The sequence below is a fragment of the Pseudoroseomonas sp. WGS1072 genome (assembly GCF_049340465.1).
In the GTDB taxonomy this organism is placed as follows: Bacteria; Pseudomonadota; Alphaproteobacteria; order Acetobacterales; family Acetobacteraceae; genus Pseudoroseomonas.
The window spans coordinates 2,019,171-2,042,197 of sequence record NZ_JBMPSU010000001.1 but is presented as its reverse complement, the minus strand read 5'-3'; the positions used below and the strand labels follow the sequence as shown (position 1 = coordinate 2,042,197).

The following is a 23,027-nucleotide window of genomic DNA, read 5'->3' as shown; positions in this document are numbered from 1 at the left end:
CCTCACCCGGCGCGGGCGGCGACGGCGCGCGCCCGCGCCAGCAGCGCCTCGGCGCGGCGGACGATCGGGATGTCGATCATCTTGCCGTCGATGGCGAAGGAGCCGCGTCCCTGCGCCGCCGCCTCCCGGTCCAGCGCCACGATCCGCTCCGCCTCCGCCACCCGGGCGGGCGAGGGGCTGAAGCCGGCGTTCAGCACCGGCACCTGCGAGGGGTGGATGGCCGAGGCGCCGACGAAGCCGAAGGCGGCGGAGCGGCGCACCACCCGCTCATAGGCGGCGAGGTCGGAATAGTCGGCCACGGTGCTGATGGTGCCGAGCGGCATCAGGCCGGCGGCCGTGGCCGCCTGCAGGATCTGCTGCTTGGGCATCAGCAACACCTCCTCCGAGGGCTCGCCGCCGATCGCCGTGGCGTAGTCCTCGGCGCCGAGGGAGAGGCCCACCAGCCGCGGCGTGGCGCGGGCGATGTCATGCGCGCGCGACAGCGGCCCCGGCGCCTCGATCAGCGCGACGAAGCGGATGCCCCCCGCCGGCAGGCCGCGCGCCTGCTCCAGGCGGAAAACCAGTTCGTCGAGCAGGCGCAGATGGTCCGCGCCCTCCACCTTGGTCACCATGATGGCGGCGACACCGGGGATGACGGCCGCCTCCAGGTCGCGCACCGCATCCTCGAGCGGCTGGTTGATGCGCACCAGGATATCCGCGCGCGCCTCGCGCCGCAGCCGCGCCACGGCGGCCTCCACCCGGCGGCGGGCCTCCGGCTTGTCGGCGGGGGCGATGCTGTCCTCCAGGTCGAGCTGGATGGCATCGGCGCCGCGCTCGTGCGCGCGGGCCAGGAAGCGCTCCACGTTCACCGGCACGAACAGGCCGGAGCGCCAGACGGGATGCGGGGTCATGCCGTCACCACCAGGCCGGAGGCCGCCGCCGCCGCGATCTCGTCCGGCGAGAAGCCCTGCGCCGCCAGGATGTCGCGGCTGTGCTGGCCGAGGCGCGGCGCCGGTGCGCGGATCGCGCCGGGCGTGCCGGAGAGGCGCGCGGGAACGGCATGCATCGGAAAGCTCCCCATGTCCTCGTCCGGATACTCGGCCAGCAGGGCACGCGCCCGCACGTGCCGGTCGCCCATGACGCGGACGATGTCGTTCACCGGGCCGATGGTGACCTCGGCGGCTTCGAAGAAGGCCACGTTCTCCTCCAGTGTCCTGCGTGCGATGAAAGCGCCGATGATGGCGTCCAGCTCCTCGCCATGCGCCACGCGCTGCTCGTTGGTGCGGAAGCGCGGATCGTCGATGAGGTCGCCGCGCCCGATGGAGCGCAGCACCCGCTCCGCCATGCCCTGGGTGGAGGCGGAGAGGCAGACCCAGCCGTCATCCCTGGTGCGGTAGACATTGCGCGGCGCGGCGCCGGTGGAGCGGCTGCCGGTGCGCGGCTTGGTCTTGCCGGTGAGGCGGTAGTTCGCCGCCTGCGGGCCGAGCGCGGTGAAGAGCGGGTCGAGCAGCGGCAGGTCGATCACCTGGCCCTGGCCGCCGCGCATCTCCACCTCGCGCAGTGCCGCCATCGCGGCGAAGGCGCCGGTCAGCCCGGCGATGGTGTCGGCGAGATACATCGGCGGCAGCACCGGCTCGCGGTCGGCGAAGCCGTTCATCTCGGCGAAGCCGGTGAAGCCCTCGACCAGCGTGCCGAAGCCGGGCCGGCGGGAATAGGGCCCGTCCTGCCCCCAGCCGGAGATGCGGACGATGATGAGCCGGGGCTCCAGCCGGAGCAGCTCCTCCGGCGCCAGGCCCATCGCCTCCAGCGTGCCGGGGCGGAAGCTCTCGACCAGCATCGCCGCGCCGGGGACGAGGCGGCGGATCAGCGGGATCGCCTCCCCGTGGCGGAAGTCGATGCAGAGGCTGCGCTTGCCGCGGCCATGCACCTTCCAGGCGGTCTCGACACCGCGCACGCGCCAGCCGCGCAGCGTGTCGCCATCGCGCGGCTCCACCTTGTCCACCGTGGCGCCGAAATCCGCCAGGTGCTGCGTCAGCGTGTTGCCGGCGACGAGACGGGAGAGGTCCAGCACCCGCACGCCCTGCAGCGGGCCGGTCGCCTCCGGCGTGTAGTCGGCGCGCGGCAGGCCGCCGCCCCGCGTGGTCTCAAGCGGCGACATCGGCGCCTCCCCGGAACAGGATGCCGCCCGCATGGGGCAGCCAGAGATCGAGCGTGTCCCCGGCCGGGGGCGTGCGCGCCTCCAGCCGGATGGCGGCGCCGGCGAGGTCGAGCCCCACCTGCCATTGCCCGCCGACATAGGAGCGACTGGTGATGCGCGTCGCCAGCACCGAGCCCTCCCCCGGGCCCTCTCCTGGGCCCTCCCCCGCCCCGGCGCCCGGCGTCGCCACGCGCATCTGCTCGGGGCGATAGGCCAGGGTGACGCGCTCGCCGGCGGCGGCGGCGCGCCCGGCCACCGTCTCCAGCCGCTGCCCGTCGGCCAGTTCCAGGACGGCGCGGCCGCCGGCCGGGGCGGCGCCGACCACGCGGGCGGGCAGGAAGTTGGTGGTGCCGATGAAGTCGGCGACGAAGGGATCGGCCGGCTGCTCGTAGATCTGCTGCGGCGCGCCGATCTGCGCGATGTGCCCGCCATTCATCACCACGATGCGGTCCGAGAGCGAGAGCGCCTCGATCTGGTCATGGGTGACATAGATGGTGGTGAGGCCGAGCCGGGTGCGCAGCTCGGCCAGCCAGGCGCGGGCGCGGTCGCGCAGCTTAGCGTCGAGGTTGGAGAGCGGCTCGTCGAGCAGCAGGATGGCCGGGCGATAGACCAGGGTGCGGGCCAGCGCCACGCGCTGCTGCTGCCCGCCCGACAGCTCGTGCGGGTAGCGCGCGGCGTAGCGCTCCATCTCGACCAGCGCCAGCACCTCCTCGATGCGGCGCCGACGCTCGGCGGCGGGAACCTTGCGCAGCGTCAGGGGGAAGGCGACGTTGTCGGCCACCGTCATGTGAGGCCAGAGCGCGTAGCTCTGGAAGACAAGACCGCAGTTGCGCGCCTCCGGCGGCAGGTAGATCCCCTTCGCGGCGTCGAAATAGACCCTGTCGCCCACCTGGATGCGTCCGCCATCGGCGCGGTCGAGCCCGGCCACGGCGGCGAGGGTGGTAGACTTGCCGCAGCCCGAGGGGCCGAGCAGGGTGACGAACTCGCCATCCGCCACGTGCAGGTCGACCCCCTCGACGGCGGTGACGCCGCCGAAGCGCTTGGTCAGGCCCTGGATGGTCAGGTCAGCCATGCAGCTTCACTCCGAAGATGCCGCGCACCGCGGCGATGCAGACGGCGATGACCGCGACCTGGATGGTGGCCAGCGCGGCGACGAGGCCGACCTCGCCCTGCACCCAGAGTTGCAGCAGGGCCGTGCCGATCACCTCGCTGCCCGGGGCGAAGAGGAAGATCGCCGTGGAATACTCCTTGAAGAAGGAGATGAAGAGGATGGTGAAGCAGCCGACCAGGGCCGGGCGCATCAGCGGCAGCAGGATGCTGCGGCTGGTCCGCCACCAGTCGGCCCCCTGCACCCGCGCCGCGCGGTCGAGATCCGGGCTGACCTGCAGCAGCATCGGCGCGACGGCGCCGAGCCCGGCCGGGATGAAGCGCATGGTGAAGGCGATGACCAGGATCCAGATGGAATTGCGCAGGAAGCCGAGTCCCGGCAGCAGCGCGAAGGCGTAGAAGAAGCCGATGCCGGCGACCACCCCCGGCACCGCGCGGGGGAACAGCGCCAGGTACTGCAGCGCGCCGCGGAAGCGGAACTCCGAGCGGTGCACCACGATGGCAATGAGGGCGATCAGCGCCGTGGCCAGCGCGCCGCCGACCAGGCTGACCACGAAGGAGTTCCAGACCGCGCGCGAATAGACGGGATACTCGAAGATCTGGGTGAAGTTGCCGGTGGTCAGCACCTCGCCGATCGGGATCATGGGCGAGAGGAAGGCGGTGAAGGCGCGCAGCACCAGCGTGCCGATCGGCGCGATGACGGTGGCCAGGATGTAGAGCGCGGCCAGCGCGAAGAGCGGCCAGCGCAGCCCGCCGAGGCGGAAGGGGCGCGGGCGCGAGGCCTTGCCGCCCAGTGTGATGAAACGGCGCGTATTGCCCAGCATCCGCCCCTGCAGCCAGACCAGGAAGCACACCACCACCAGCATCAGCGCCGCCGCCGTGGCGACGAGGCCGTGGTCCGGGCGCGGCGAGGAGACGCCGTTGTTGAACAGGAAGGTGGTGAGCACGGGGATGCCGGCGGGATCGCCGAAGATCAGCGGAATCGAGAGAAGCTCGAGCCCCACGGTGAAGTTCAGCACGGCGCTGTAGGCGATGGCGGGCTTCATCAGCGGCAGCGTCACCCGCCAGAGGGTGCGCGCCGTGCCGGCGCCGGACACCCGCGCGGCCTCCTCCAGCGAGGGATCGGTGATGGTGGCGGAGGACAGGCAGTAGATATAGGCCAGCGGCGCCTGCGAGACACCGGCGATGACCGCCATGCCCCAGAGCGAGTAGAGCGTCCAGGGTGCGTCGCCGAACAGCGACTGCCAGAGCAGGGTGACATAGCCCGAGGGGCCATAGACCGCGTACCAGCCGAAGGAGAGGACCAGCGCGGAGAGATAGAGCGGCCAGAGGAAGAACTCGCTCATCGCCCGCGCCAGCGGCAGGTCGGTGCGGCCGAACAGGATGGCGGCGAGCGTGCCCACGACCTGCGCCACCAGCGTCGTCAGCGCCGCCAGCAGCACGGTGTTCAGCAGCACCGTGCCGAAGCCCTCGGTGCGCGCCAGCCGCGCGAAGTTCGCCAGCGTCAGGTTGTACTCCGGCTCGTAGAGCGCGCCGTCCAGCACCGATTGCAGCAGCACGGGCAGGAGCGGCGCCGCCACCAGCACGAGCACCAGGATGGCGGTGCCGTATTGGATGGGAATGGCGCGCGGGATGGCCGGCTGCGCGGGCGGCGCGTCCGGCCGGTCGAGGGCCAGGCTCATCGGCTCAGCTCACGCCGTAGGCTTGCTTCCAGCGGTCCAGGAAGGGCTGGTATTCGCTGAGGATGGCCGGATTGTAGTCGATGAAGGCGATGTTCTGCTCGCCGCCCACGGCCTCGGTGATCGAGCTGTAGGTGTGGCGGATGCCCTCGCCGGGACGCACGTCGGGCCGGGCGGGGGTCAGGCCGCCACGGCCGAAGGCGCGCTGCCCCTCCTCCGAGGCGATGTAGTCCAGCAGCAGCTTCGCCGCGTTGACGTTGCGCGCGCCCTTCGGAATGGCCATGCCGCGCAGGATCACGAGCTGCCCGTCGCCGATGAAGTTCCAGCCCAGCACACGCGCCCGCGCCGGGTCGTTCAGCCGGGGCCAGAAGGTGATGGCGGAGACGAACCAGCCGGCGACATACTCGCCGGAGGTGACCTTCTCCGTCATCGGCCCGCCGGAGCGTTCCCAGCGTGGCTGGGCGGGGGCGATCTGGCGGAACCATTCCCAGGCCCTGTCGCCGTGCTTCTGCACGAAGCCGAAATTGGCCGAGTAGCCGAAGCCGCCGAAATGCGCGCCGTAGCTGGTCAGCTTGTTGCGCCAGCGGCTGCGGTTCTCCACGGCCAGCTCGGTGAACTGCGCGAAGGTCTTCGGCTGCTGCGCCTCCGGCACCAGCATCTTGTTGAAGATGAAGACCAGCGGATCTGCCGAGACGGTATAGACACCGGGCCAGGGGCGCGACCAGGCGGGCCAGGCGGCGATCTCGGGCGATTCGTAGGGCATCACCTCGCCGCGTTGCTGGAACTCGATCCAGCCCGAGGGATCGGCGGTGGCGAGGAGGTCGGCGGTGCGGCTGTTGGTGCCACGCTCGGCCAGGTAGCGCTCGAACACCTCGCGCGAGTTGGGGAGATCCAGCGTCTCCACCTTCACCTTGGGATAGCGGCGGTTGAAGCCTTCCAGCACCGGCCGCCAGTTCTCGGCCGACATGATGGAATAGACCAGCAGGCTGCCCTCGCGCTCCGCTCCGGCGACCACCTCCTGGTAGCCCTGGGGATAGCCGGCCGGCGCTCCGGTGGCGCCCTGCGCCCGCAGGCTGGCGGGCAGCAGCAGGCCGGGCAGGGCCAGCGTGGCGCGGCGCCCGATCAAGGTCATTGGCGTGTCCTCCCTGACGGGGCCCGCCTCCCTGTGGAGGGGTTCACCCCGGCGCTCTTTGGCGCAATTATTGGCGCCAATATGCTAGGTCCCCTTTGACGATCCCCGCAATCCCTTTTCCGCCACAGGACCGGACGATCATGGCCCGCCTGCCCCGCGCCCGCCGCCCGCTGGCCGCCGAGATCGCCACCGCCATCCGCGGCGGCGCCTACCGCGCCGGCGAATGGCTGCGGCAGGTGGATCTGGAGGAGCGCTTCGGCGCCACGCGCTTCGATATCCGCGCCGCCCTGGCGGAGCTGGCGCTGCGCCAGACCGTCGAGCATGTGCCCAATCGCGGCTTCCGTGTCGCCACGCCCGACCGGCGGCGCATCGGCGAGATGCTGGAGGTGCGGGCGCTGCTGGAGGCGGAGGCCGCGCTCACCGCCCTGCCCCGGCTGGACGACGCCGCCTTCGCCCTGCTGGAGGCCAAGGCCGCCGCCTTCGAGCGGGCCATCGCAGAGGGCAGTCCGGCCAGCCAGAGCGCCACCAATCTCGACTTCCACGACACGCTCTACGGCTTCGCGCCGAACCGCGCGCTGGTGGAGCTGGCGCTGGAGGTGCGGGACCGGGCGCGGCTGTGGCCGCTGGTGCTCTGGCCCTCCATGCGGGCGCTGCGCCGCAGCGCCGAGGGGCATGGCGAGATCCTGACGGCCCTGCGCGGCGGCGACCCGGTGCGCGTCGCCGCCAGCGTGCGGTCCCATATCCTGGACTCGGCCGCCAATCAGCCGGACACGGAGGAGGAAGCGCGGCGCTGACCCGCCGGCTCAGCCGGCCGTGCCCGCCGGCGGCAGCAGGCCGCCGATCAGCCGCAGGCCGGCCCGCTCCAGCGCATCGGCGGCCTCGGCGGCGCCGAGATAGGGCGCGGCGGCGAAGGCGCCCTCGATCAGCAGCAGCAGGGCGTCCCCCATCGTGTCCGGCTCCGCCGCGCCGGCCTCGGCGCAGATCCGCCGCAGGTCGCACCGCACCTTCTGCTTGTAGGCATCCGTCACCTGCCGCGCCGGGTGCTGCGGGTCGGGGAATTCCACGATCGCCATGCCCATCGGGCAGCCCCGGAAGCCGGGCTGCCGCAGCACCTCCACCGCCGCCCGCAGATAGGCGCGCGGCCGCTCCCGCGGCGGCGTCCCCGGCTCGACGGCCGTCTCGAACCAGCAGGAATCCTCGCTGCAATCGTCGCGCAGCACCTCGGCGATCAGCTCGTCCTTCGAGGGGAAGGCGCGGTAGAGGCTGATCTTGGTGGTGCCTGCGACGCGGCAGAGTTCCTCGACGCCGGTGGCGCGGATGCCCTGCCGGTAGAAGAGATCGCGCGCGACATCCCGCAATCTCTGCGCCGCCGGGCGGCGGTCCTCGTCCTTGTTGCGGGCCACGGTTCTCTCCTCACTCCTTCTTGCGCGGCGCGGCTGGAGAAGCATGTCCGCCGCGGGCTTGCAATGTGACCGACCGGTTCGTATCCATGTTACGAACCGGTCGGTATCATCCGGCCCTGGAGATAGGCAATGCCGACCCTCATCCGCAAGTCCCGTCCTCTCCGCGCCCTGCTGCTGGCCGCCCCGCTGGCCCTTCCCCTGCTGCTCCCCACCACAGCCGCCGCGCAGGACCCGCTCCCCACCGTCACCGTCGCCACGCCGCTGCGCCGCGACCTGACCGAATGGGAGGAGCACATCGCCCGCATCGAGCCCTCGGCGCGGGTGGAGCTGCGCCCCCGCGTCTCCGGCCTGGTCGAGGCGGTGCATTTCCGCGACGGGCAGGTCGTCCGGGCCGGGGATCTCCTCTTCACCCTCGACCGGCGCCCCTTCGAGATCGCGTTGCGCGATGCCGAGGCGGCGCGGGATGGCGCCCGCGCCAGGCTGGCCCTGGCCCGGCAGGAGACCCGCCGCAGCCTGCCGCTGGTCGAGCGCCGCATCGCCCCCGAGGCGCAGCTCGACAGCCGCCGCGCCGCCGAGCGGCAGGCCGAGGCCGAGCTGGCCGGGGCGGAGGCGCGGGTGCGGCAGGCGGCGCTGGAGCTGGACTGGACCGCGGTGCGCGCGCCGCAATCCGGCCGCGCCTCGGACCGCCGCGTCGATGCCGGCAACCTGGTGCAGGCGGGCGGCACGCTGCTCACCACCATCCTGGCCCTCGATCCGGTCTATGCCAGCTTCGACATGAGCGAGGCGGACTATCTGCGCCTCGCCCGGCGCGGCGGGGCGCGGCCGGGTGCCGCCCCGCTGACCGTCGGCCTGCGCCTGGCCGACGAGGCGGAGTGGCCGCGCACCGGCCAGCTCGACTTCCTCGACAGCGAGCTGCGCCCCCGCTCCGGCACGCTGCGCGCCCGTGCCGTGCTGCCCAATCCCGACCTGCTGCTGACCCCGGGCGGCTTCGCGCGGCTGCGCCTGCCGGCCGGCCAGGGCGAGCGGCTGCTGGTGCCCGATGCCGCCATCGCCGCCGACCAGGCCAGCCGCGTCGTCATGACCGTCGCCGCCGATGGCACGGTCGTGGCCAAGCCGGTGGAGCTGGGCCCGGTGGTGGACGGGCTGCGCGTGGTGCGCGCGGGCCTCTCGCCGCAGGACCGGGTCATCACCGCCGGACTGCATCTGGCGCGGCCCGGCAGCCGCGTCAGCGCCGAGGCGGCCGGGCCAAACGGCCGCCTCGCCGCCATCCGCTGAGGAGCCGCGCCATGCGCTTCGCCCAGTTCTTCGTCGGCCGGCCGGTCTTCGCCGCCGTCATCTCGATCGCCATCCTGCTGATCGGCGCCATCGCCGCGACGCGGCTGCCGATCAGCGAGTATCCCGAGATCGCCCCGCCCACCGTGACCATCACGGCGCAGTATCCGGGCGCCTCCGCCGAGACCATCGCCAACACCGTGGCCTCGCCGATCGAGCAGGAGATCAACGGCGTCGAGGGCATGCTCTATGTCGGCTCCCAGGCGACCGGCGATGGCCGGCTCACCATCAACGTCGTCTTCCGCCAGGGCACCGACATCGATCAGGCGCAGGTGCTGGTGCAGAACCGCGTCGCCATCGCCGAGCCGCGCCTGCCGGCCGAGGTGCGCGCCCTCGGGCTCATCGTGAAGAAGGCCTCGCCCGACATCATGATGGTCGTCCATCTGGTCTCGCCCGACGGCTCGCGCAGCGACCAGTATCTCGCCAACTACGCCACCCTGGCCCTGAAGGACCGGCTGGCGCGGCTCGACGGCGTCGGCGACGTGCAGCTCTTCGGCGGCGGCGGCGACTATGCCATGCGGGTCTGGCTCGACCCGGCGCGCATCGCCGCGCGCGGCCTGACGCCGGGCGAGGTGGTCGCGGCGCTGCGCCGCGCCAATGTCCAGGTCGCCGCCGGCGGGCTCAACCACCCGCCCACGGGGGCCGGCGGCGGCGAGGCCTTCCAGCTCAACATCCAGGCGCTCGGCCGGCTGCGCGACGCGGCGGACTTCGCCGATATCGTGGTCGCGACGGAGGCCGGCGGCGCGCCGCTGCGGCTGCGCGACATCGCCCGCGTCGAGCTGGGCAGCCAGGACTACACGATGCGCGCCTATCTGAGCGGCACGAGCGCCGTCGCCATGCCGATCTTCCAGCGGCCCGGCTCCAATGCCCTGGCCACGGCGGCGGCGCTGAAGGCGACGCTGGCGCAGGCGGAGCGCGACTTCCCGCCCGGCGTCGCCTACCGCATCGTCTACGACACCACGCAGTTCATCGAGCAGTCGATGGAGGCGGTGCTGCACACCTTTGTCGAGGCCATCCTCCTCGTCGTGCTGGTGGTGATCCTGTTCCTGCAATCCTGGCGCGCCTCGATCATCCCGCTGGCCGCCATCCCGGTCTCGATCATCGGCACCTTCGCCTTCATGGGCGCGCTCGGCATCTCACTCAACAGCCTGTCCATGTTCGGGCTGATCCTGGCCATCGGCATCGTCGTGGACGACGCCATCGTCGTGGTCGAGAATGTGGAGCGGCACCTGGCGGCGGGGCTGGACCCGGTGACGGCGACGCGGCGCACCATGGACGAGGTCGGCTTCGCCCTGCTCGCCATCGCCCTCGTGCTCTGCGCCGTCTTCGTGCCGACGGCCTTCATCGAGGGGCTCTCCGGCGCCTTCTACCGCCAGTTCGCCGTGACCATCGCGGTGGCGACGCTGCTCTCCGCCCTGGTCTCGCTCACCCTCTCGCCGGCGCTGGCGGCGCTGCTGCTGCGGCCGCACGCGCAGCACCCGCCCCGCGGCTGGCGACGGGTGCTGGGCGCGCCCTTCGGCCTGTTCTTCCGGGGCTTCAACCGCGCCTTCGACGCGCTGTCGCTCGGCTACGGGGCGCTGACGCGGCGGCTGGTGCGGGTCTCCGCCATCGTGCTGATCCTCTTCGCCGGCCTGCTGGCGCTGACCGGCCAGGTGGTGCGCACGACCCCCACCGGGCTGATCCCGCCGCTCGACCGCGGCTATCTCATCGCCGCCTTCCAGCTGCCGCCCGGCGCCACGCTGGACCGCACCGACAGGGTGATGCGCGCTGCCTCCGAGGCGGTGCTGAAGGTGCCGGGCGTGGCGGACACCGTCATGTTCACCGGCTTCGACGGCGCCACCTTCACCAACGCGCCGAACACCGGCGTGATCTTCGTCACGCTGCAGAGCTTCGAGAAGCGCGCGGAGGAGGGCATCGCCTATCCGGCGCTGATCGGCGCCGTGCAGGCCGCCATCGGCCGGCAGCGCGACGCGCTCGGCCTGGTCATCCCGCCGCCCTCGGTCTCCGGCATCGGCACCGGCGGCGGCTTCAAGCTCTATGTGCAGGATCACGGCGACCGCGGCGGCCACGCGCTGGAGGCGGTGACGCAGCGGGTGGTGGCGGCGGCGGCGGCGCGGCCCGAGATCGCCATGGCCTTCACCCTGTTCAGCACCGCGACGCCCTCGCTGCGCGCCGAGGTGGACCGCGGCAAGGCGGAGATGCTGGGCGTGCCGCTCGACCGCGTGTCCGAGACGCTGTCGATCTATCTCGGCTCCGCCTTCGTCAACGACTTCAACATCCTCGGCCGCACCTACCGCGTCACCGCCCAGGCCGAGGAGGCGCAGCGCCGCACCCCGCGCGACGTCGCCCTGCTGCGCGCCCGCAATGTCGATGGCGAGATGGTGCCGATCGGCGCCCTGGCGCGGCTGGAGCCGGATACCGGCCCCTATCGCGTGCCACGCTACAACCTGTTTCCGGCGGCCGAGGTGCAGGGTGCGGCGGCGCCGGGCTATTCCACCGGCCAGGCGATCGCGGCGATGCAGGCGGTGCTGGCCGAGACCCTGCCGCGGGGCTACGGCTACGAATGGACCGAGATCGCCCTGCAGGAGACGACCCAGGGCAATACCGCGCCCATCGCCTTCGGCCTCGCCGTGGTCTTCGTCTTCCTGCTGCTGGCGGCGCTCTACGAGAGCTGGCTGCTGCCGCTCGCGGTGGTGATGATCGCGCCGATGTCCGTGCTGGCGGCGCTGGCCGGCATCGCCTGGCGCGGGCTGGACAACAACGTGCTGGTGCAGATCGGGCCGGTCGTGCTCATCGGGCTGGCCGCCAAGAACGCCATCCTGATCGTCGAGTTCGCGCGGCAGGCGGAGCAGCAGGGGCTGGACCGCTGGGCGGCGGCGGCGGCGGCGGCGCGCACGCGGCTGCGGCCGATCCTGATGACCTCGCTGGCCTTCATCCTCGGCGTGCTGCCGCTCGCCATCGCCACCGGGGCGGGGGCGGAGATGCGGCAGAGCCTGGGCACGGCGGTCTTCGCCGGCATGCTGGGCGTGACGCTCTTCGGCCTGTTCTTCACCCCGGTCTTCTACGTGGTGGCGCGGGCCATGGCGCAGCGCCAGGGGCACGGGCAGGCGTCGGCCCGGGATGACGCCACCTCGGAAGGCCATGCCTGAAGGCGGAAGGGGGGGCCGGCCGGCGCTCCGGCCTCAGCTCACCCCCGGCTCCCGCGTCACCGCGTCCCGCAGGCGCAGGATCGCCCGCTGCAGCGCCCGCGCCTCCTCCTCGCCGCCGAAGCAGTGCCCCATCCAGGCCGGCTTCTCGCAGGCCTTGCCGCGCAGGGCGCGGCCGGCCGCCGTCAGGCGGATCCGCACCTGCCGCTCATCCGCCGCGTCGCGCTGCCGCTCGACCAAGCCGGCCGCCTGCAGCCGCTTGAGCAGCGGCGTCAGGGTGCTGCTCTCCAGGAAAAGGCGGTCGCCGATGGCGCCCACCGTCTGCCCGTCGGCGGACCACAGCACGACCATGACCAGGTACTGCGGATAGGTCAGGCCCAACCGGTCCAGCAGCGGCTTGTTGGCGCGCTGGATGGCATGCGCCGTGGAATGGATGGCGAAGCAGAGCAGTTCGTCGAGGTCCGGGGCATTCCCTTCGGGACTGTCCGGTTCGGGGGTGTCGTGCGGAGTCATGGCGGGGCTCCTGAGGGGGAAGGCTGCCAGGCATATAAGTCGTGCGCGACGTGATCGCGCAATATTGTCGCGCATGGCTGGCCTGCCGGATTATAGGTCGCGCACGATGATATCGCGCTCAATATCACTTTCAACAGCGCTCCACCGGGGGCGCCCCACTCCCACAAAGGCTCCATTCCATGTCCACCCTCCGCACCCTCCTCGCCGCCGCCGCCCTGCTCGGCACCACCGCCGCCCTGGCCCCTGTCCAGGCGCGGGACTTCCTGACGGTCACCGGCCAGGGCGAGAACTTCGCCGTCCGGTATGACGAGGCCTATCGCGGCAATGTCGTCGGCGGCGGCTATGCGCGCTTCGCCGGCCAGGGCCAGTCGGGCCGGATCGCCTATGACGATCCCGCCCTCGGCCGCCAGGCCCCGGGCATCCCGGTGCTGATCGGCGGCCAGCATTCGGAGGTGGTCTATCTGGCCCCCTCGGCCGCGCCCGCGACGCTCGCCGCGCGCTAAGCCGGCCGCCGGGAAGGCGGCCACCGGGAGGGCGATCCCCTCCCGCCGCGCCGAAGGGGCGCCCGGCATCGCTCCGGGCGCCCCTTCGCGCCGTCAGTCCGCCACGCGCGCCCGGTTGCGCAGCAGCACCGCGCCGGCCAGCGTCGCCACCGCCGCCAGGATGAAGCCCAGCGCGATCGGCCGGTCGGCCAGCTCCAGCAGGTTGCCATCCGCGATCAGCAGGCCCTGGCGCAGCGAGCGCTCGAAGGTCGGCCCCAGCACATAGGCCAGGATCAGCGGCCCGAGGTCGAAGCCGCCCCGGCGCAGCGCGAAGCCGAGCAGGCCGAAGCCCACCGCCAGCAGGATGTCGAAGGTCGCGAGATTGGTGCTGTAGACGCCGATGACACAGATCGAGAGGATCGCCGCCGCCATGAAGCGGCGCGGGATCTCCAGGGCGCGCACGAAAAGCCCGACCAGCGGCAGGTTCAGCACCAGCAGGATCAGGTTGCCGAGATACATCGAGGCGATGACGCCCCAGTAGATCTCGGGCTGCCGCTCCAGGATCATCGGGCCCGGCTGCACGCCGTGGATCAGCAGCGCGCCGAGCAGCAGGGCGGTGACGGCGTTGGACGGGATGCCCAGCGTCAGCAGCGGGATGAAGGCGCCGGCGGTGCCGGAATTGTTCGCCGCCTCCGGCCCCGCCACGCCCTCCACCGCGCCCCGGCCGAATTCCTCCGGCCGCCGCGTCAGCCGCCGCTCCACGGCATAGGAGAGGAAGGAGGCCAGCACCGCCCCGCCCCCCGGCAGCAGCCCGACCAGGAAGCCCAGCACCGAGCCGGGCAGCACCGGCGCCACCGAGCGCCGCGCCTCCTCGCGGTTCGGCAGGAAGCCCAGCAGCGAGTTGGGCGGCCGCAGGATCTCGGCCTTGCCGGGGCGGGCCAGCGCCAGGAAGAGCAGCTCCGACAGGCCGAACAGGCCGAGCGCCAGCGGCGTGATGTTGATCCCGTCCACCAGCTCCGGGATGCCGAAGGTGAAGCGCGGCGTGCCGGCGATGGGATCGATGCCGACCGAGCCGAGGAACAGGCCGAGCAGCGCCATCAGCGCCGCCTTGGCCAGGCCGGAGGCGGCGAAGAAGGCGATCAGCGACAGGCCGGCCAGCATCAGCGCCGCGTACTCCCAGGGGCCGAAGGCGATGACCAGCTCGGCCAGCAGCGGCGAGAGCAGCATGACGCCGAGGATGCCCACGGTGCTGGCGAAGAAGGAGCCGATGGCGGCGATGCCGAGCGCCGCCCCGGCCCGCCCCCTGCGCGCCATCTCGTAGCCGTCGAGGCAGGTGACGACGGAGGAGGCCTCGCCGGGGATGCGCATCAGCACCGAGGTCAGCGTGCCGCCATAGGCGACGCCGTAGTAGATGCCGGCGAGCAGGATGATCGCCCCGGTCGGGTCGAGCTTCAGCGTGATCGGCAGCAGCAGGGCGATGGTGGTGGCGGGACCGAGGCCCGGCAGCACGCCGACCAGCGTGCCGAGAAAGGCGCCGAGCAGGCAGAGGCTCAGATTCTGCCAGGTGGAGAGCACGGCGAAGCCGTGCAGCAGGCCGTCCATCATGGCTCAGCTCCCGCGCAGCAGGCCGAGCCCGCTCAGCACCCGCTCGACCGGCCCGGCGGGAAACGGCACGCCGAGCGCCGTGCCGAAGAGCAGCACGATGCCGGCCGCCAGCAGCAGGGCGTAGAGCAGCGCCTCGGTCCAGGAGCTGCGCTCGCCCAGGCGCAGCATCAGCGTGGTCGCCGCCAGCATCGGCAGCACGAAGCCCAGGAAGGGCACCGCGGCGGCGGCACCCACCATGGCCAGGACATAGGCGAGGAATGTGCGGTCGCGGAAGGGTGCCGCGCCGCCTTCCGCCTCCGCCGTCGGGTCACCTGGCCAGACCAGCACCGCCAGCGCCGCCAGGGCGATCAGGATCGACAGGGCCTGCGGCATCAGGCCGGGGCCCGGGCCGTCCCAGCTCCAGCTCTCCAGGCGCGAGGCCTCCCACCAGGCCAGCGCGGCGAAGACCAGGCCGCCCAGGGCGACCCCGCGCGCGGTGCGGGTCATCATGGCCTCAGCGCTTCCGGGCCAGGCCGGCCTCGCGGAGCTGCGGCCCGAAGCGGTCATGCGCCTGGCGCACCGTGGTCTCGAACTCCGCGGCCTGCATCAGCGAGGGCACCATGCCGAAGCGGCCCAGGATCTCGGCGAGCGCCGGCTTCTGCGCCGCCTCCAGGATGGCGCGCGCCAGCACGGCGCGCCGTTCCTCCGGGATGCCCCTGGGGCCGATGAAGCCGATCATGGAATCGACCACCACCTCATGCCCCTGCTCGCGCAGCGTCGGCACCTCGGGGAACTCCTTCCAGCGCCCCGCGCTGGCCGAGGCGAGCAGGCGCAGGCGGCCGGATTCCAGCGCCGGCAGCATCTCCGGCGGGTTCTGGATCACCGCCTCGACATGGCCGCCGATCGCCGCCGTCACCGCCTCCGCGCCCGAGCCGAAGGGCACGAACTGGAAGCGCGCGCCGGTCAGCCGCGCCAGGTCGAACATGCCGATGTTGTTGGGCGCGCCGGTGGCGCCGAAGGTGGTGCGCTTCGCCCTGGCCGCGGCGATGAGGTCGGCCAGCGTCCGGTGCGGCGATTCCGCCCGCACGGCGATGCCGTAGAGGTAGCGCGCGAAGGCCGGCAGGAAGGCGAAGCTGTTGGCGCTGTAGGGCACGTCCAGCATGTGCGGCGCGATGGCCAGGCCCGCGAGGCCGGTGGTGCCGAGCGTGTAGCCGTCCGGCCGGGCGGCGGCCACCTGCTGCGGCCCGACCGTGCCCTGCCCGCCGGGCCGGTTCACGATCTGCACCGGCACGCCCAGGATCTTCTCCATCTCCGCCGCGATGGCGCGGGTGGAGACATCGGTCGAGCCACCCGGTCCGTACTGGACGATGATGGTGACTTCCCGCTCCGGCCAGGTGGCGGCGCGGGCCAGATGGGGCGCGAAGAGGCCGGCGGCCCCGGCCGCCAGCAGCGTCCGTCTCTGCATGATTCTTTCCTCCCGAATGTCGTTGTCCGCCGGGGTGGCGGCTCAGGGCATGTAGCTGCCGCCGCCGACGTCGATGGTCGTGCCGGTCAGGTAGGCGGCCTCGTCCGAGGCCAGGAAGCGCACCACCGCGCCCACCTCCGCCGGCTCCCCCAGCCGGCCGAGCGGAATGCGCGCCAGGAAGGCCTCGTTCATCCCCGGCGCGGCGCCGGCCACCATGTCCGTGCGGATGCGCCCGGGCGCCACGCTGTTGACGGTGATGCCGAAGGACCCGAGCTCGACCGCGAGGTTGCGCGCGAAGCCCATCAGCCCGGCCTTGGAGGCCCCGTAATAGGCGCCGGTGATGCTGCTCGGCACATGCGCGGCCTGGCTGGTCATCATCACGACGCGGCCCCAGCCGCGCCGCTTCAGCACCGGGATGGCGGCGCGGCAGAGCAGGAAGGGGCCGGTCAGGTTGACCTCCATCACCCGCCGCCACTCCTCCGTCGGGATCTCCTCGACCAGCCGCTTGCGGCCCTCCACCTTGGGCGAGATGCCGGCATTGTTCACCAGCACGCCCAGCGCCGCCCACCAGGGGCCCAGCGTCTCCGGCAGGCGGCCGATGGCGCCCTCGTCCGCCACGTCGAGCCGCAGCGCGCGGGCCCGGTGGCCGGCGGCGTTCAGCGTGGCGGCCAGGGCCTCCACGCCCTCCAGCACATCGGCGAGCACCACCGGATGCCCGGCCTCGGCCAGGCTGCGGCCGATGGCGGCGCCGAGGCCGCGCGCGGCGCCGGTGACGAGCGCGACGCGGTCCTCGGCGCCGATGACAATGTCGTTCATGGGGTCAGGATCACCTTGCTGGCGGCGCGCTGGCGGGACAGTTCGAACCCCTCCAGGCCGCGTTCGAGCGGCAGGCGGTGCGTGATCATCGGCCGGAAGCCTTCCGGGTCGCGCGCCAGCAGGGCCAGCACGCGGTCCCAGGTGCCGCGGGCCGAGCCGTGCGAGGCGCGGAGCTGATGCCGGTTGCGGACGAAATCGGTGAGCGGCAGGGTGAGCGGCGCCGCGTGGATGCCGGCCACCACCAGCACGCCATCCCGCCGCAGCACGCCGAGCGCCTCGGTGACGGAGGGCGGATGGCCCGTCGCCTCCAGCACCACATCCACCGCGCCGCCGGTCAGCGCCCGCACCCCCTCGGCCAGCGGCGCCTCGGCGACATCGACGAGATCGGTGAAGCCCAGCCGCCGCAGCACCGCGAAGCGCGGCGCGTCGGCGCGGCCGGCGATCACCACCCGCCCCGCCCCCGCCGCGCGCGCCATCAGCGCCAGCCCCTGGCCGATGGTGCCCGGCCCCAGCACCAGCACGGTGTCGCCAAGGCCGACCCCGCCGAGCCGCACCGCCTCGGCCGCCACCGCCAGCGGCTCGACCAGCGCGCCCAGCTCGGCATCCACCGCCGGCGGCAGCGGCAGGAGATTGGCCGCCGGCAGGCGCAGCAGCGGCGCGAAGCCGCCGTCGCAGGTCAGGCCCAGGGTGCGGCGGCCGGTGCAGCCGCGCGGCTCGCCCCGCCGGCAGGCCTCGCAGCGGCCGCAGACCAGGCCCGGATGCAGCGCCACGCGCAGCCCCTCGGGCAGGTCCGCGCCCGGCCCGGCGGCGAGGACGCGCCCCGCCATCTCATGCCCCATCGTCAGCGGCAGGTGCGGCGTCATGTGGCCGTAGCCCTCGGTCCACTCATAGGCATGGACATCGCTGCCGCAGATGCCCACCGCCTCGATCCGCACCAGCACCTCGCCCGCCGCCGGGGCGCCGGGCTCCGGCACCTCCAGCGCCTGCAGCCCCGGGCCGGGCCGCGTCTTGCGCAGCGCCAGCATCAGAAGGGCTCGGGGAAGTGCCCGTGGAAGACGGTGATCGGCGGCTTGGCCTCGGGGTCGGTGATCACCTCGATCAGCGCCGGCTTCCCGGCGGCGAAGGCGGCGTCCAGCGCGGCGCCGAGATCCTCGCCGCGCTCCACCCGCACGCCGGAGATTCCGCAGGCCCGCGCGATGGCGGCGTGATCGACGCTGGCGAAGTCGCAGGCGATGGTGTGCTCGCCGAACTTGGCGTCCTCCGCGTGCTTCTGGAAGCCGAGGATGCCGTTGTTCAGCACCACCACCGTGACCGGGAGCCGCAGGCGGAACAGCGTCTCCAGCTCGGCCCAGGAATGGCCGAAGCCGCCATCGCCGCAGAGGCAGACCACGCGCCGGTCCGGCGCCGCCACCTGGACGCCGATCGCCAGCGGCACGCCCCAGCCGAGCCCGGCCAGGCCGCGCGGCGTCAGGAAGCGCTGCCCGACGCGCTTCGCCGTCATGTGGATGTTGATCCAGTTCGAGGAGTAGGAGGCATCGGCGACCATGATGCCGTCCTCCGGCATGCGGCGGTCGATCTCGGCGGCGACGCGCTCGGGGCGCACCGGGCCGCCATCGCGCCCGCGCACCCCGGCGGTGAGCCTCTCCCATCCCCGGACGGCCTCGGCGATGCGCGCCTCGACCGCGGGCCGCGCCGCCGCGCGCGCGGCAAGGTCCTGGCGCAGCATCGCCTCGCGCAGCGCCGCCAGCGTCGCCTTCGCGTCACCGGCCAGGCGCATCGCCTCGTAGTTGCGGCCGATCTCGATGGGATCGGGGTCGATATGGATGAAGCGGGCGGCGCGCGGGTAGAGCGACCAGCTGTCGGTGCCGTTCTGGTTGGTGCGGTTGCCGACCAGCAGGACGACATCCGCCTCCTCGACCAGCGGCCGCATCGCGTGCGTGCGGGCGCCGAGCCCCATGGTGTTGCCGACGACGCCGAGCGAGAGCGGGTGCGTCTCGGCCACCGCGCCCTTGCCCATGAAGGTGGTGGCGACGGGCAGGTGCGCCGCCTCCTGCAGCGCGGCGAGCTCCTCCGCCGCGTCCGAGAGATGCACGCCGCCGCCGGCGATCACCAGCGGCTGCCGCGCCCCCGCCAGCGCCGCCGCCGCGGCCTCGATGCGCGCGGCCTCGGGCAGGGTGCGGTCGAGCGGATACCGGCCGAGGCTGGCCCGGCGTCCGGCCACCGGCACCGCCTGCTCCAGCAGCAGGTCGGCCGGCAGCAGCAGCACCGCCGGGCCCGGCCGGCCCGAGGTGGCGGCGGTGAAGGCCATGTCCACATAGTCCTCCAGCCGGTCGGCCCGGTCGATCCGCCGTACCAGCTTGGCCACCGGCGCGAAGAGGGCGAGGTGGTCGAGCTCCTGGAAGGCGTTGCGGTCGACGCTGTCGCGCGACACTTCCTGCACCAGGGCGAGGACCGGCACGCTGGCCTTCATCGCCTCGGCCAGCGGTGGCACCAGCAGGGCGGCGGCGGGGCCGTTCTGTGCCGTGACCACGCCGACCTTGTGCGAGACGCGCGCATAGCCGTCGGCCATGGTGCCGCCCATGTTCTCCTGCCGGTAGACCTTCTGCTCGATCCCGGCATGGGGCGCGGCCAGATGAAAGGCCGAGGGCAGGCTCTGGCCGAAGGTCAGCGTCACGCCGTGGCGGGCCAGGGCCTCGGCCAGGCGCAGGGCGACGGTCGCGTTGGGCGTGTCGCGGGATGGGGCGGGAGCGGAGGCGGGCATGGCGTTTCCTGATGCTTTTGCGATTTGCTATAGCAAATAACGCCGTGCTTGACTCGTCAAGCCACTCCGGGGATCTCCGCCGCATGGACGATAGCCTGCCCTCGGACGGCCTGCCCCTGGCGCCCATCCACCGCGAGGATTCCCTGGCCGGAAAGGCCTATCGGCAGCTCCGTGCCGCGCTGATGTCCGGCCGGCTGATGCCGGGCCAGAAGCTGGTGCACCGGCTGCTGGCGCAGGAGCTGGGCGTCAGCCCGACCCCGGTGCGCGAGGCCCTGCTCCGCCTCGCCTCGGAAGGGGCGCTGGACCTGGATGCGCGCGGCGTCGCCCGTGTGCCCCGGCTGCATCCCGACCGCTATGCCGAGATCATGGACCTGCGCGTGGACCTCGAGGGCCGCGCCGCCGCCCGCGCCGCCGAACTGGCCCTGCCGGCTGAGATCGCCGAGTTGCGCGCCATCCATGACCGCGTCGCCGAGGGGCGGATGCGCAACGACGCCCGCATGGTCCTGACGGAGAACGAGCGCTTCCACTTCCGCACCATCGCCCTGGCGCGCATGCCGATCCTGCAGCGCCTGGTCGAGGGGCTCTGGGTGCAGGCGGGGCCGACGATCAATCTGCTGTTCGCCGCGCCGCGCCCGCTGACCCCGCAGGCGCACCCGCACCAGGCCCTGCTGCGGGCGCTGGAGGCGCATGACGGCGAGGCCGCCCGCGCCGCCGTCACGCGCGATCTGCGCGAGCATAGCGCCTTCATCGCCGCGCTGCTGGCGGCGAGCCCGCCGCCGGACTGAGCGGAGAAGCGCCGCCGAAGCCCGCCCTTACCCCGGGCGTTCCGCGCTCCAGGCCGCGCCCTCGACCTGACCGGAGATGCGGCCCTCGCGCACCTCGCCCTGGTAGCGGCGGCCTCCTGCCTCGAAGCTGATGCGGCGACCATCCATGCGGCCATCCGTGATGTCCATCGTGCGGCCATCCCGCGTCAGGGTGCCGGTCAGCATCTGGTAGCGCTGCACGAGGGCCAGCCGGCCCTCGCCGAGCCGCCATTCGCCGCCGGCCTGTGCCGGGATCACCCATTTATAGGCACGACAGAAGCTGGTGCAGCCGGACTCGCCGACCACCTCGTCATCCGGTGTCCAGTCTCCCATGGTGAAGGTGTTGGAGACCACGCGGGTGCCCGGCTCCATGGCCAGCAGGGTGGGGCGGAGGCGCTCATTCAGGGCTTGCAACAGGAACAGCGTCACCACCGTGGCGTCCGAGAAATCGGACTGGAAGATGTCCCCCTGGGAGAAGGTGGCGCGATCCGCCACGCCTTCCGCCTGCGCGCTGCGGCGGGAATGCTCCACCAGATCCGCGTTGTACTCGATGCCGTGGGCGCGCAGCCCGCGCTTGGCCGCGGCGATCACCGTGCGGCCATCGCCCGAGCCGAGATCCACCAGCCGATCCTGCGGCGTCACCGCCGCCATATCCAGCATCCGCTCGATCAGCCAGGCCTGGGTGGGCAGCCAGATCACGTCCTTGCCGGCCTGCCCCACCGTGGGCGCATAGGCGGGCGGCGCGGCCGGCTGCTGCGCCAGGACGCCCTGCGACACAAGGGCGGAGAGGGCGGTGGCCACGACGAGTGTGGAGAAGCGCGTCATGTGGGGCCTTTCCGGGATCAGGGGGCTAGGGGGAGGAGGCGGGCAAGGGAGGTACCTCGCGGCGGCGGAACAGCAGCAGAGGCGCGCCCGCCGCCACGGCGGCCAGCCCCACCAGGGCGCCGAGGCCGGTATAAGCGATGCTGGAATGCAGCATGTAGGCGCAGGCCAGGCAGAACAGGATAGGCGTGAGGGGGTAGAACGGTACCCGGAAGGGCAGCACCCGCTCTGGCTCCCGCCATCGCAGCACGAACAGGGCCAGGCCCGTCAGCAACATGAAGCCCCAGAACACCGGCGCGCCGTAATCCACCATGGCGCGGAAGCCATCCTGCGTGGCGGCGCCGAATCCCACCAGTGCCAGGGCCACCGCGCCCTGCAGGAGCAGCCCCCGCGTCGGCGTGTGGCGGGCCTGGTTCCATTCGCCCATCCTCGCCAGCCAGGTGACGTCCCGCGCCAGGGCGGCGGCGGAGCGGGCGCCGGTGAAGATGGTGGCATTCAGGGTGGAGACGGCGGCGACGACCACGGCGGCGGTGACGATGCCCGCCCCCGCCTCCCCGGCCACCACGCGCATCATGTCGGCGGCCACGGCGTCGGAGCGGCGCAGCCCCTCCAGCCCCAGCACGACCAGCAGCGCGATGTTGACCAGCAGGTAGAGGCCAACCAGCAGGGCGGTACCGATCAGGAAGACGCGCGCGATGTTGCGCGGCGCGTCCCGCACCTCGCCGGTCAGGTAGGAGGCCTCGTTCCAGCCGCCATAGGTCAGGAGCACGAAGACCAGGGCGAGGCCGAGCGATCCCATCGCCGGAGCGGAGACCGGCGACGGGGCCGTGGCCTCGGGCGCCGCCAGCAGGCCGAGGCCGATGATGGCGAGGATGGCGCCGATCTCGAGTGTGGTGACCGCCAGCTGCAAGGTCTTGCTCTGGAAGGTGCCGGCGATGTTGACGGCCGTCAGCATCACCACGGCCAGCGCCGCGTAGACCGCGCTGCCATACGGCCCGAGGGGCAGGGCGGCCGCGGCGTAATCTCCGAGGACGAAGGCGACGGCGGCGATGGCGCCGGTCTGGATCACCGCGCTCCGCGCCCAGCCGAACAGCATGGCCACGGGGCGGCCATAGGCGCGGGACAGGAAATGGTACTCTCCTCCGCTCTGCGGATGGGCGGCGGAAAGTTCGGCGTAGCAGAGGGCGCCCACCAGGGTGATGAGGCCACCTATCAGCCAGACACCCAGGAAGGCGGCCTCGCTGTCCACCTGGGACGCGACGAGCGAGGGGGTGCGGAAGATGCCCACCCCGACCACGATGCCGACCAGAATGACCACCGCGTCGAGCACCGACAGACCGGACCGCGCTTCCGATGTTCCGGGCTGCGGCATCACATGTTCCACATCTTAGATGGAGGGGCCGCGACGGTCTGTGGCTGGATCATATCCAAAAAATTACGAAACCGATAGTTCAGCTTGCTCCTGCCCGGGGCGCGACGCCAAGTGAAGAAGAGTTGCGAAGCGTCATGGAGGGCGGCCGGTGGCGACTTCCGCATTCGCTGCCGGCGAGGCACGGGGCCTGATTGATGCAAGTGGCTCCCGCGAGGGCGGCGCGGCTGTGGCGCGCTTCATCGAGGGGTGGGCAGGCGGCACGATGCGGAGGGATGGCCGTCCGTGCCGGGAAACGCGCGGATTATCGGTGAATGGTGTCCCCGGCGGGATTCGAACCCACGGCCCCCAGATTAGGAATCTGGTGCTCTATCCTGCTGAGCTACGGAGACGCCGGCGGCAAAATAGAGCAGATCGCGCCAGGGCGAAACCGCCCT

The 23,027-nt window shown here is 72.7% G+C and carries 20 protein-coding genes and 1 tRNA gene; 5 read left to right on the top strand and 16 right to left on the bottom strand.

The window, feature by feature from the left end:
- Positions 1-2 precede the first annotated feature (2 nt).
- The 5 genes from ACF3NH_RS09805 to ACF3NH_RS09785 are packed head-to-tail and all read right to left on the bottom strand — an operon-like array spanning position 3 to position 6,094.
- Entirely contained in the window at positions 3-890 is an 888-nt protein-coding gene (locus tag ACF3NH_RS09805) for an HpcH/HpaI aldolase/citrate lyase family protein (RefSeq protein ID WP_422922683.1), read from the bottom strand.
- Entirely contained in the window at positions 887-2,137 is a 1,251-nt protein-coding gene (locus ACF3NH_RS09800) for a CaiB/BaiF CoA transferase family protein (protein ID WP_232476923.1), read from the bottom strand. Before ACF3NH_RS09800 ends, ACF3NH_RS09805 begins: the two co-directional genes overlap by 4 nt.
- Positions 2,124-3,248 (bottom strand): ABC transporter ATP-binding protein, encoded by a 1,125-nt coding sequence (locus ACF3NH_RS09795; protein WP_198365443.1) that lies wholly within the window; start codon positions 3,246-3,248, stop codon positions 2,124-2,126. The genes ACF3NH_RS09800 and ACF3NH_RS09795 overlap by 14 nt, the downstream gene beginning before the upstream one ends.
- On the bottom strand, positions 3,241-4,965 hold the full coding sequence (locus ACF3NH_RS09790) for an ABC transporter permease (protein WP_198365442.1): 1,725 nt from the start codon (positions 4,963-4,965) through the stop codon (positions 3,241-3,243). The genes ACF3NH_RS09795 and ACF3NH_RS09790 overlap by 8 nt, the downstream gene beginning before the upstream one ends.
- Before the next feature lie 4 nt (positions 4,966-4,969).
- Complete coding sequence (locus ACF3NH_RS09785; protein WP_422922682.1) at positions 4,970-6,094, bottom strand: ABC transporter substrate-binding protein; 1,125 nt, start codon at positions 6,092-6,094, stop codon at positions 4,970-4,972.
- 140 nt (positions 6,095-6,234) lie between these two features.
- Here ACF3NH_RS09785 and ACF3NH_RS09780 point away from each other — a divergent pair, with 140 nt between their 5' ends.
- Entirely contained in the window at positions 6,235-6,888 is a 654-nt protein-coding gene (locus tag ACF3NH_RS09780) for a GntR family transcriptional regulator (RefSeq protein WP_422922681.1), read from the top strand.
- Positions 6,889-6,897: 9 nt separating this feature from the next.
- On the opposite strand, the gene ACF3NH_RS09775 is transcribed toward ACF3NH_RS09780, so the two are convergent.
- Entirely contained in the window at positions 6,898-7,497 is a 600-nt protein-coding gene (locus ACF3NH_RS09775; protein WP_370591939.1) for a TetR/AcrR family transcriptional regulator, read from the bottom strand.
- 129 nt (positions 7,498-7,626) lie between these two features.
- Between ACF3NH_RS09775 and ACF3NH_RS09770 the strand changes: the two genes are divergently transcribed.
- Positions 7,627-8,772: an efflux RND transporter periplasmic adaptor subunit gene (locus tag ACF3NH_RS09770; RefSeq protein ID WP_422922680.1), complete on the top strand. Its 1,146-nt coding sequence runs from the start codon at positions 7,627-7,629 to the stop codon at positions 8,770-8,772.
- Between the two features lie 11 nt (positions 8,773-8,783).
- Complete coding sequence (locus ACF3NH_RS09765; RefSeq protein WP_422922679.1) at positions 8,784-11,978, top strand: efflux RND transporter permease subunit; 3,195 nt, start codon at positions 8,784-8,786, stop codon at positions 11,976-11,978.
- Positions 11,979-12,011: 33 nt separating this feature from the next.
- On the opposite strand, the gene ACF3NH_RS09760 is transcribed toward ACF3NH_RS09765, so the two are convergent.
- Complete coding sequence (locus ACF3NH_RS09760; RefSeq protein ID WP_198365436.1) at positions 12,012-12,488, bottom strand: MarR family winged helix-turn-helix transcriptional regulator; 477 nt, start codon at positions 12,486-12,488, stop codon at positions 12,012-12,014.
- Positions 12,489-12,667: 179 nt separating this feature from the next.
- Between ACF3NH_RS09760 and ACF3NH_RS09755 the strand changes: the two genes are divergently transcribed.
- Positions 12,668-12,991, top strand: a complete 324-nt coding sequence (locus ACF3NH_RS09755) for a hypothetical protein (RefSeq protein ID WP_198365435.1) — start codon at positions 12,668-12,670, stop codon at positions 12,989-12,991.
- A 93-nt stretch (positions 12,992-13,084) separates the two neighbouring features.
- Here the strand turns inward: ACF3NH_RS09755 and ACF3NH_RS09750 are convergent, their stop codons facing one another.
- The 6 genes from ACF3NH_RS09750 to ACF3NH_RS09725 are packed head-to-tail and all read right to left on the bottom strand — an operon-like array spanning position 13,085 to position 19,596.
- Entirely contained in the window at positions 13,085-14,575 is a 1,491-nt protein-coding gene (locus ACF3NH_RS09750; protein ID WP_422922678.1) for a tripartite tricarboxylate transporter permease, read from the bottom strand.
- A gap of 3 nt (positions 14,576-14,578) precedes the next feature.
- The gene (locus ACF3NH_RS09745; protein ID WP_422922677.1) at positions 14,579-15,064 is read right to left on the bottom strand and encodes a tripartite tricarboxylate transporter TctB family protein; all 486 of its coding nucleotides are present in this window, start codon (positions 15,062-15,064) and stop codon (positions 14,579-14,581) included.
- Positions 15,065-15,068: 4 nt separating this feature from the next.
- The gene (locus tag ACF3NH_RS09740; RefSeq protein WP_422922676.1) at positions 15,069-16,019 is read right to left on the bottom strand and encodes a tripartite tricarboxylate transporter substrate binding protein; all 951 of its coding nucleotides are present in this window, start codon (positions 16,017-16,019) and stop codon (positions 15,069-15,071) included.
- Between the two features lie 42 nt (positions 16,020-16,061).
- On the bottom strand, positions 16,062-16,835 hold the full coding sequence (locus ACF3NH_RS09735; RefSeq protein WP_422922675.1) for an SDR family NAD(P)-dependent oxidoreductase: 774 nt from the start codon (positions 16,833-16,835) through the stop codon (positions 16,062-16,064).
- On the bottom strand, positions 16,832-17,860 hold the full coding sequence (locus tag ACF3NH_RS09730) for a zinc-dependent alcohol dehydrogenase (protein WP_422922674.1): 1,029 nt from the start codon (positions 17,858-17,860) through the stop codon (positions 16,832-16,834). Before ACF3NH_RS09730 ends, ACF3NH_RS09735 begins: the two co-directional genes overlap by 4 nt.
- Positions 17,860-19,596 carry an acetolactate synthase catalytic subunit gene (locus ACF3NH_RS09725; protein ID WP_422922673.1) on the bottom strand — a complete coding sequence of 579 codons (1,737 nt, stop codon included), beginning with the start codon at positions 19,594-19,596 and terminating at the stop codon, positions 17,860-17,862. The genes ACF3NH_RS09730 and ACF3NH_RS09725 overlap by 1 nt, the downstream gene beginning before the upstream one ends.
- Positions 19,597-19,679: 83 nt before the next feature.
- Between ACF3NH_RS09725 and ACF3NH_RS09720 the strand changes: the two genes are divergently transcribed.
- Positions 19,680-20,381: a GntR family transcriptional regulator gene (locus tag ACF3NH_RS09720; protein ID WP_422922672.1), complete on the top strand. Its 702-nt coding sequence runs from the start codon at positions 19,680-19,682 to the stop codon at positions 20,379-20,381.
- A gap of 27 nt (positions 20,382-20,408) precedes the next feature.
- Here the strand turns inward: ACF3NH_RS09720 and ACF3NH_RS09715 are convergent, their stop codons facing one another.
- The 3 genes from ACF3NH_RS09715 to ACF3NH_RS09705 form a co-directional block, all read right to left on the bottom strand.
- The gene (locus ACF3NH_RS09715) at positions 20,409-21,224 is read right to left on the bottom strand and encodes an SAM-dependent methyltransferase (RefSeq protein ID WP_422922671.1); all 816 of its coding nucleotides are present in this window, start codon (positions 21,222-21,224) and stop codon (positions 20,409-20,411) included.
- A 25-nt stretch (positions 21,225-21,249) separates the two neighbouring features.
- Complete coding sequence (locus tag ACF3NH_RS09710) at positions 21,250-22,593, bottom strand: APC family permease (protein WP_422922670.1); 1,344 nt, start codon at positions 22,591-22,593, stop codon at positions 21,250-21,252.
- Between the two features lie 312 nt (positions 22,594-22,905).
- Positions 22,906-22,982 (bottom strand) — tRNA-Arg (locus tag ACF3NH_RS09705).
- Positions 22,983-23,027: the final 45 nt, after the last annotated feature.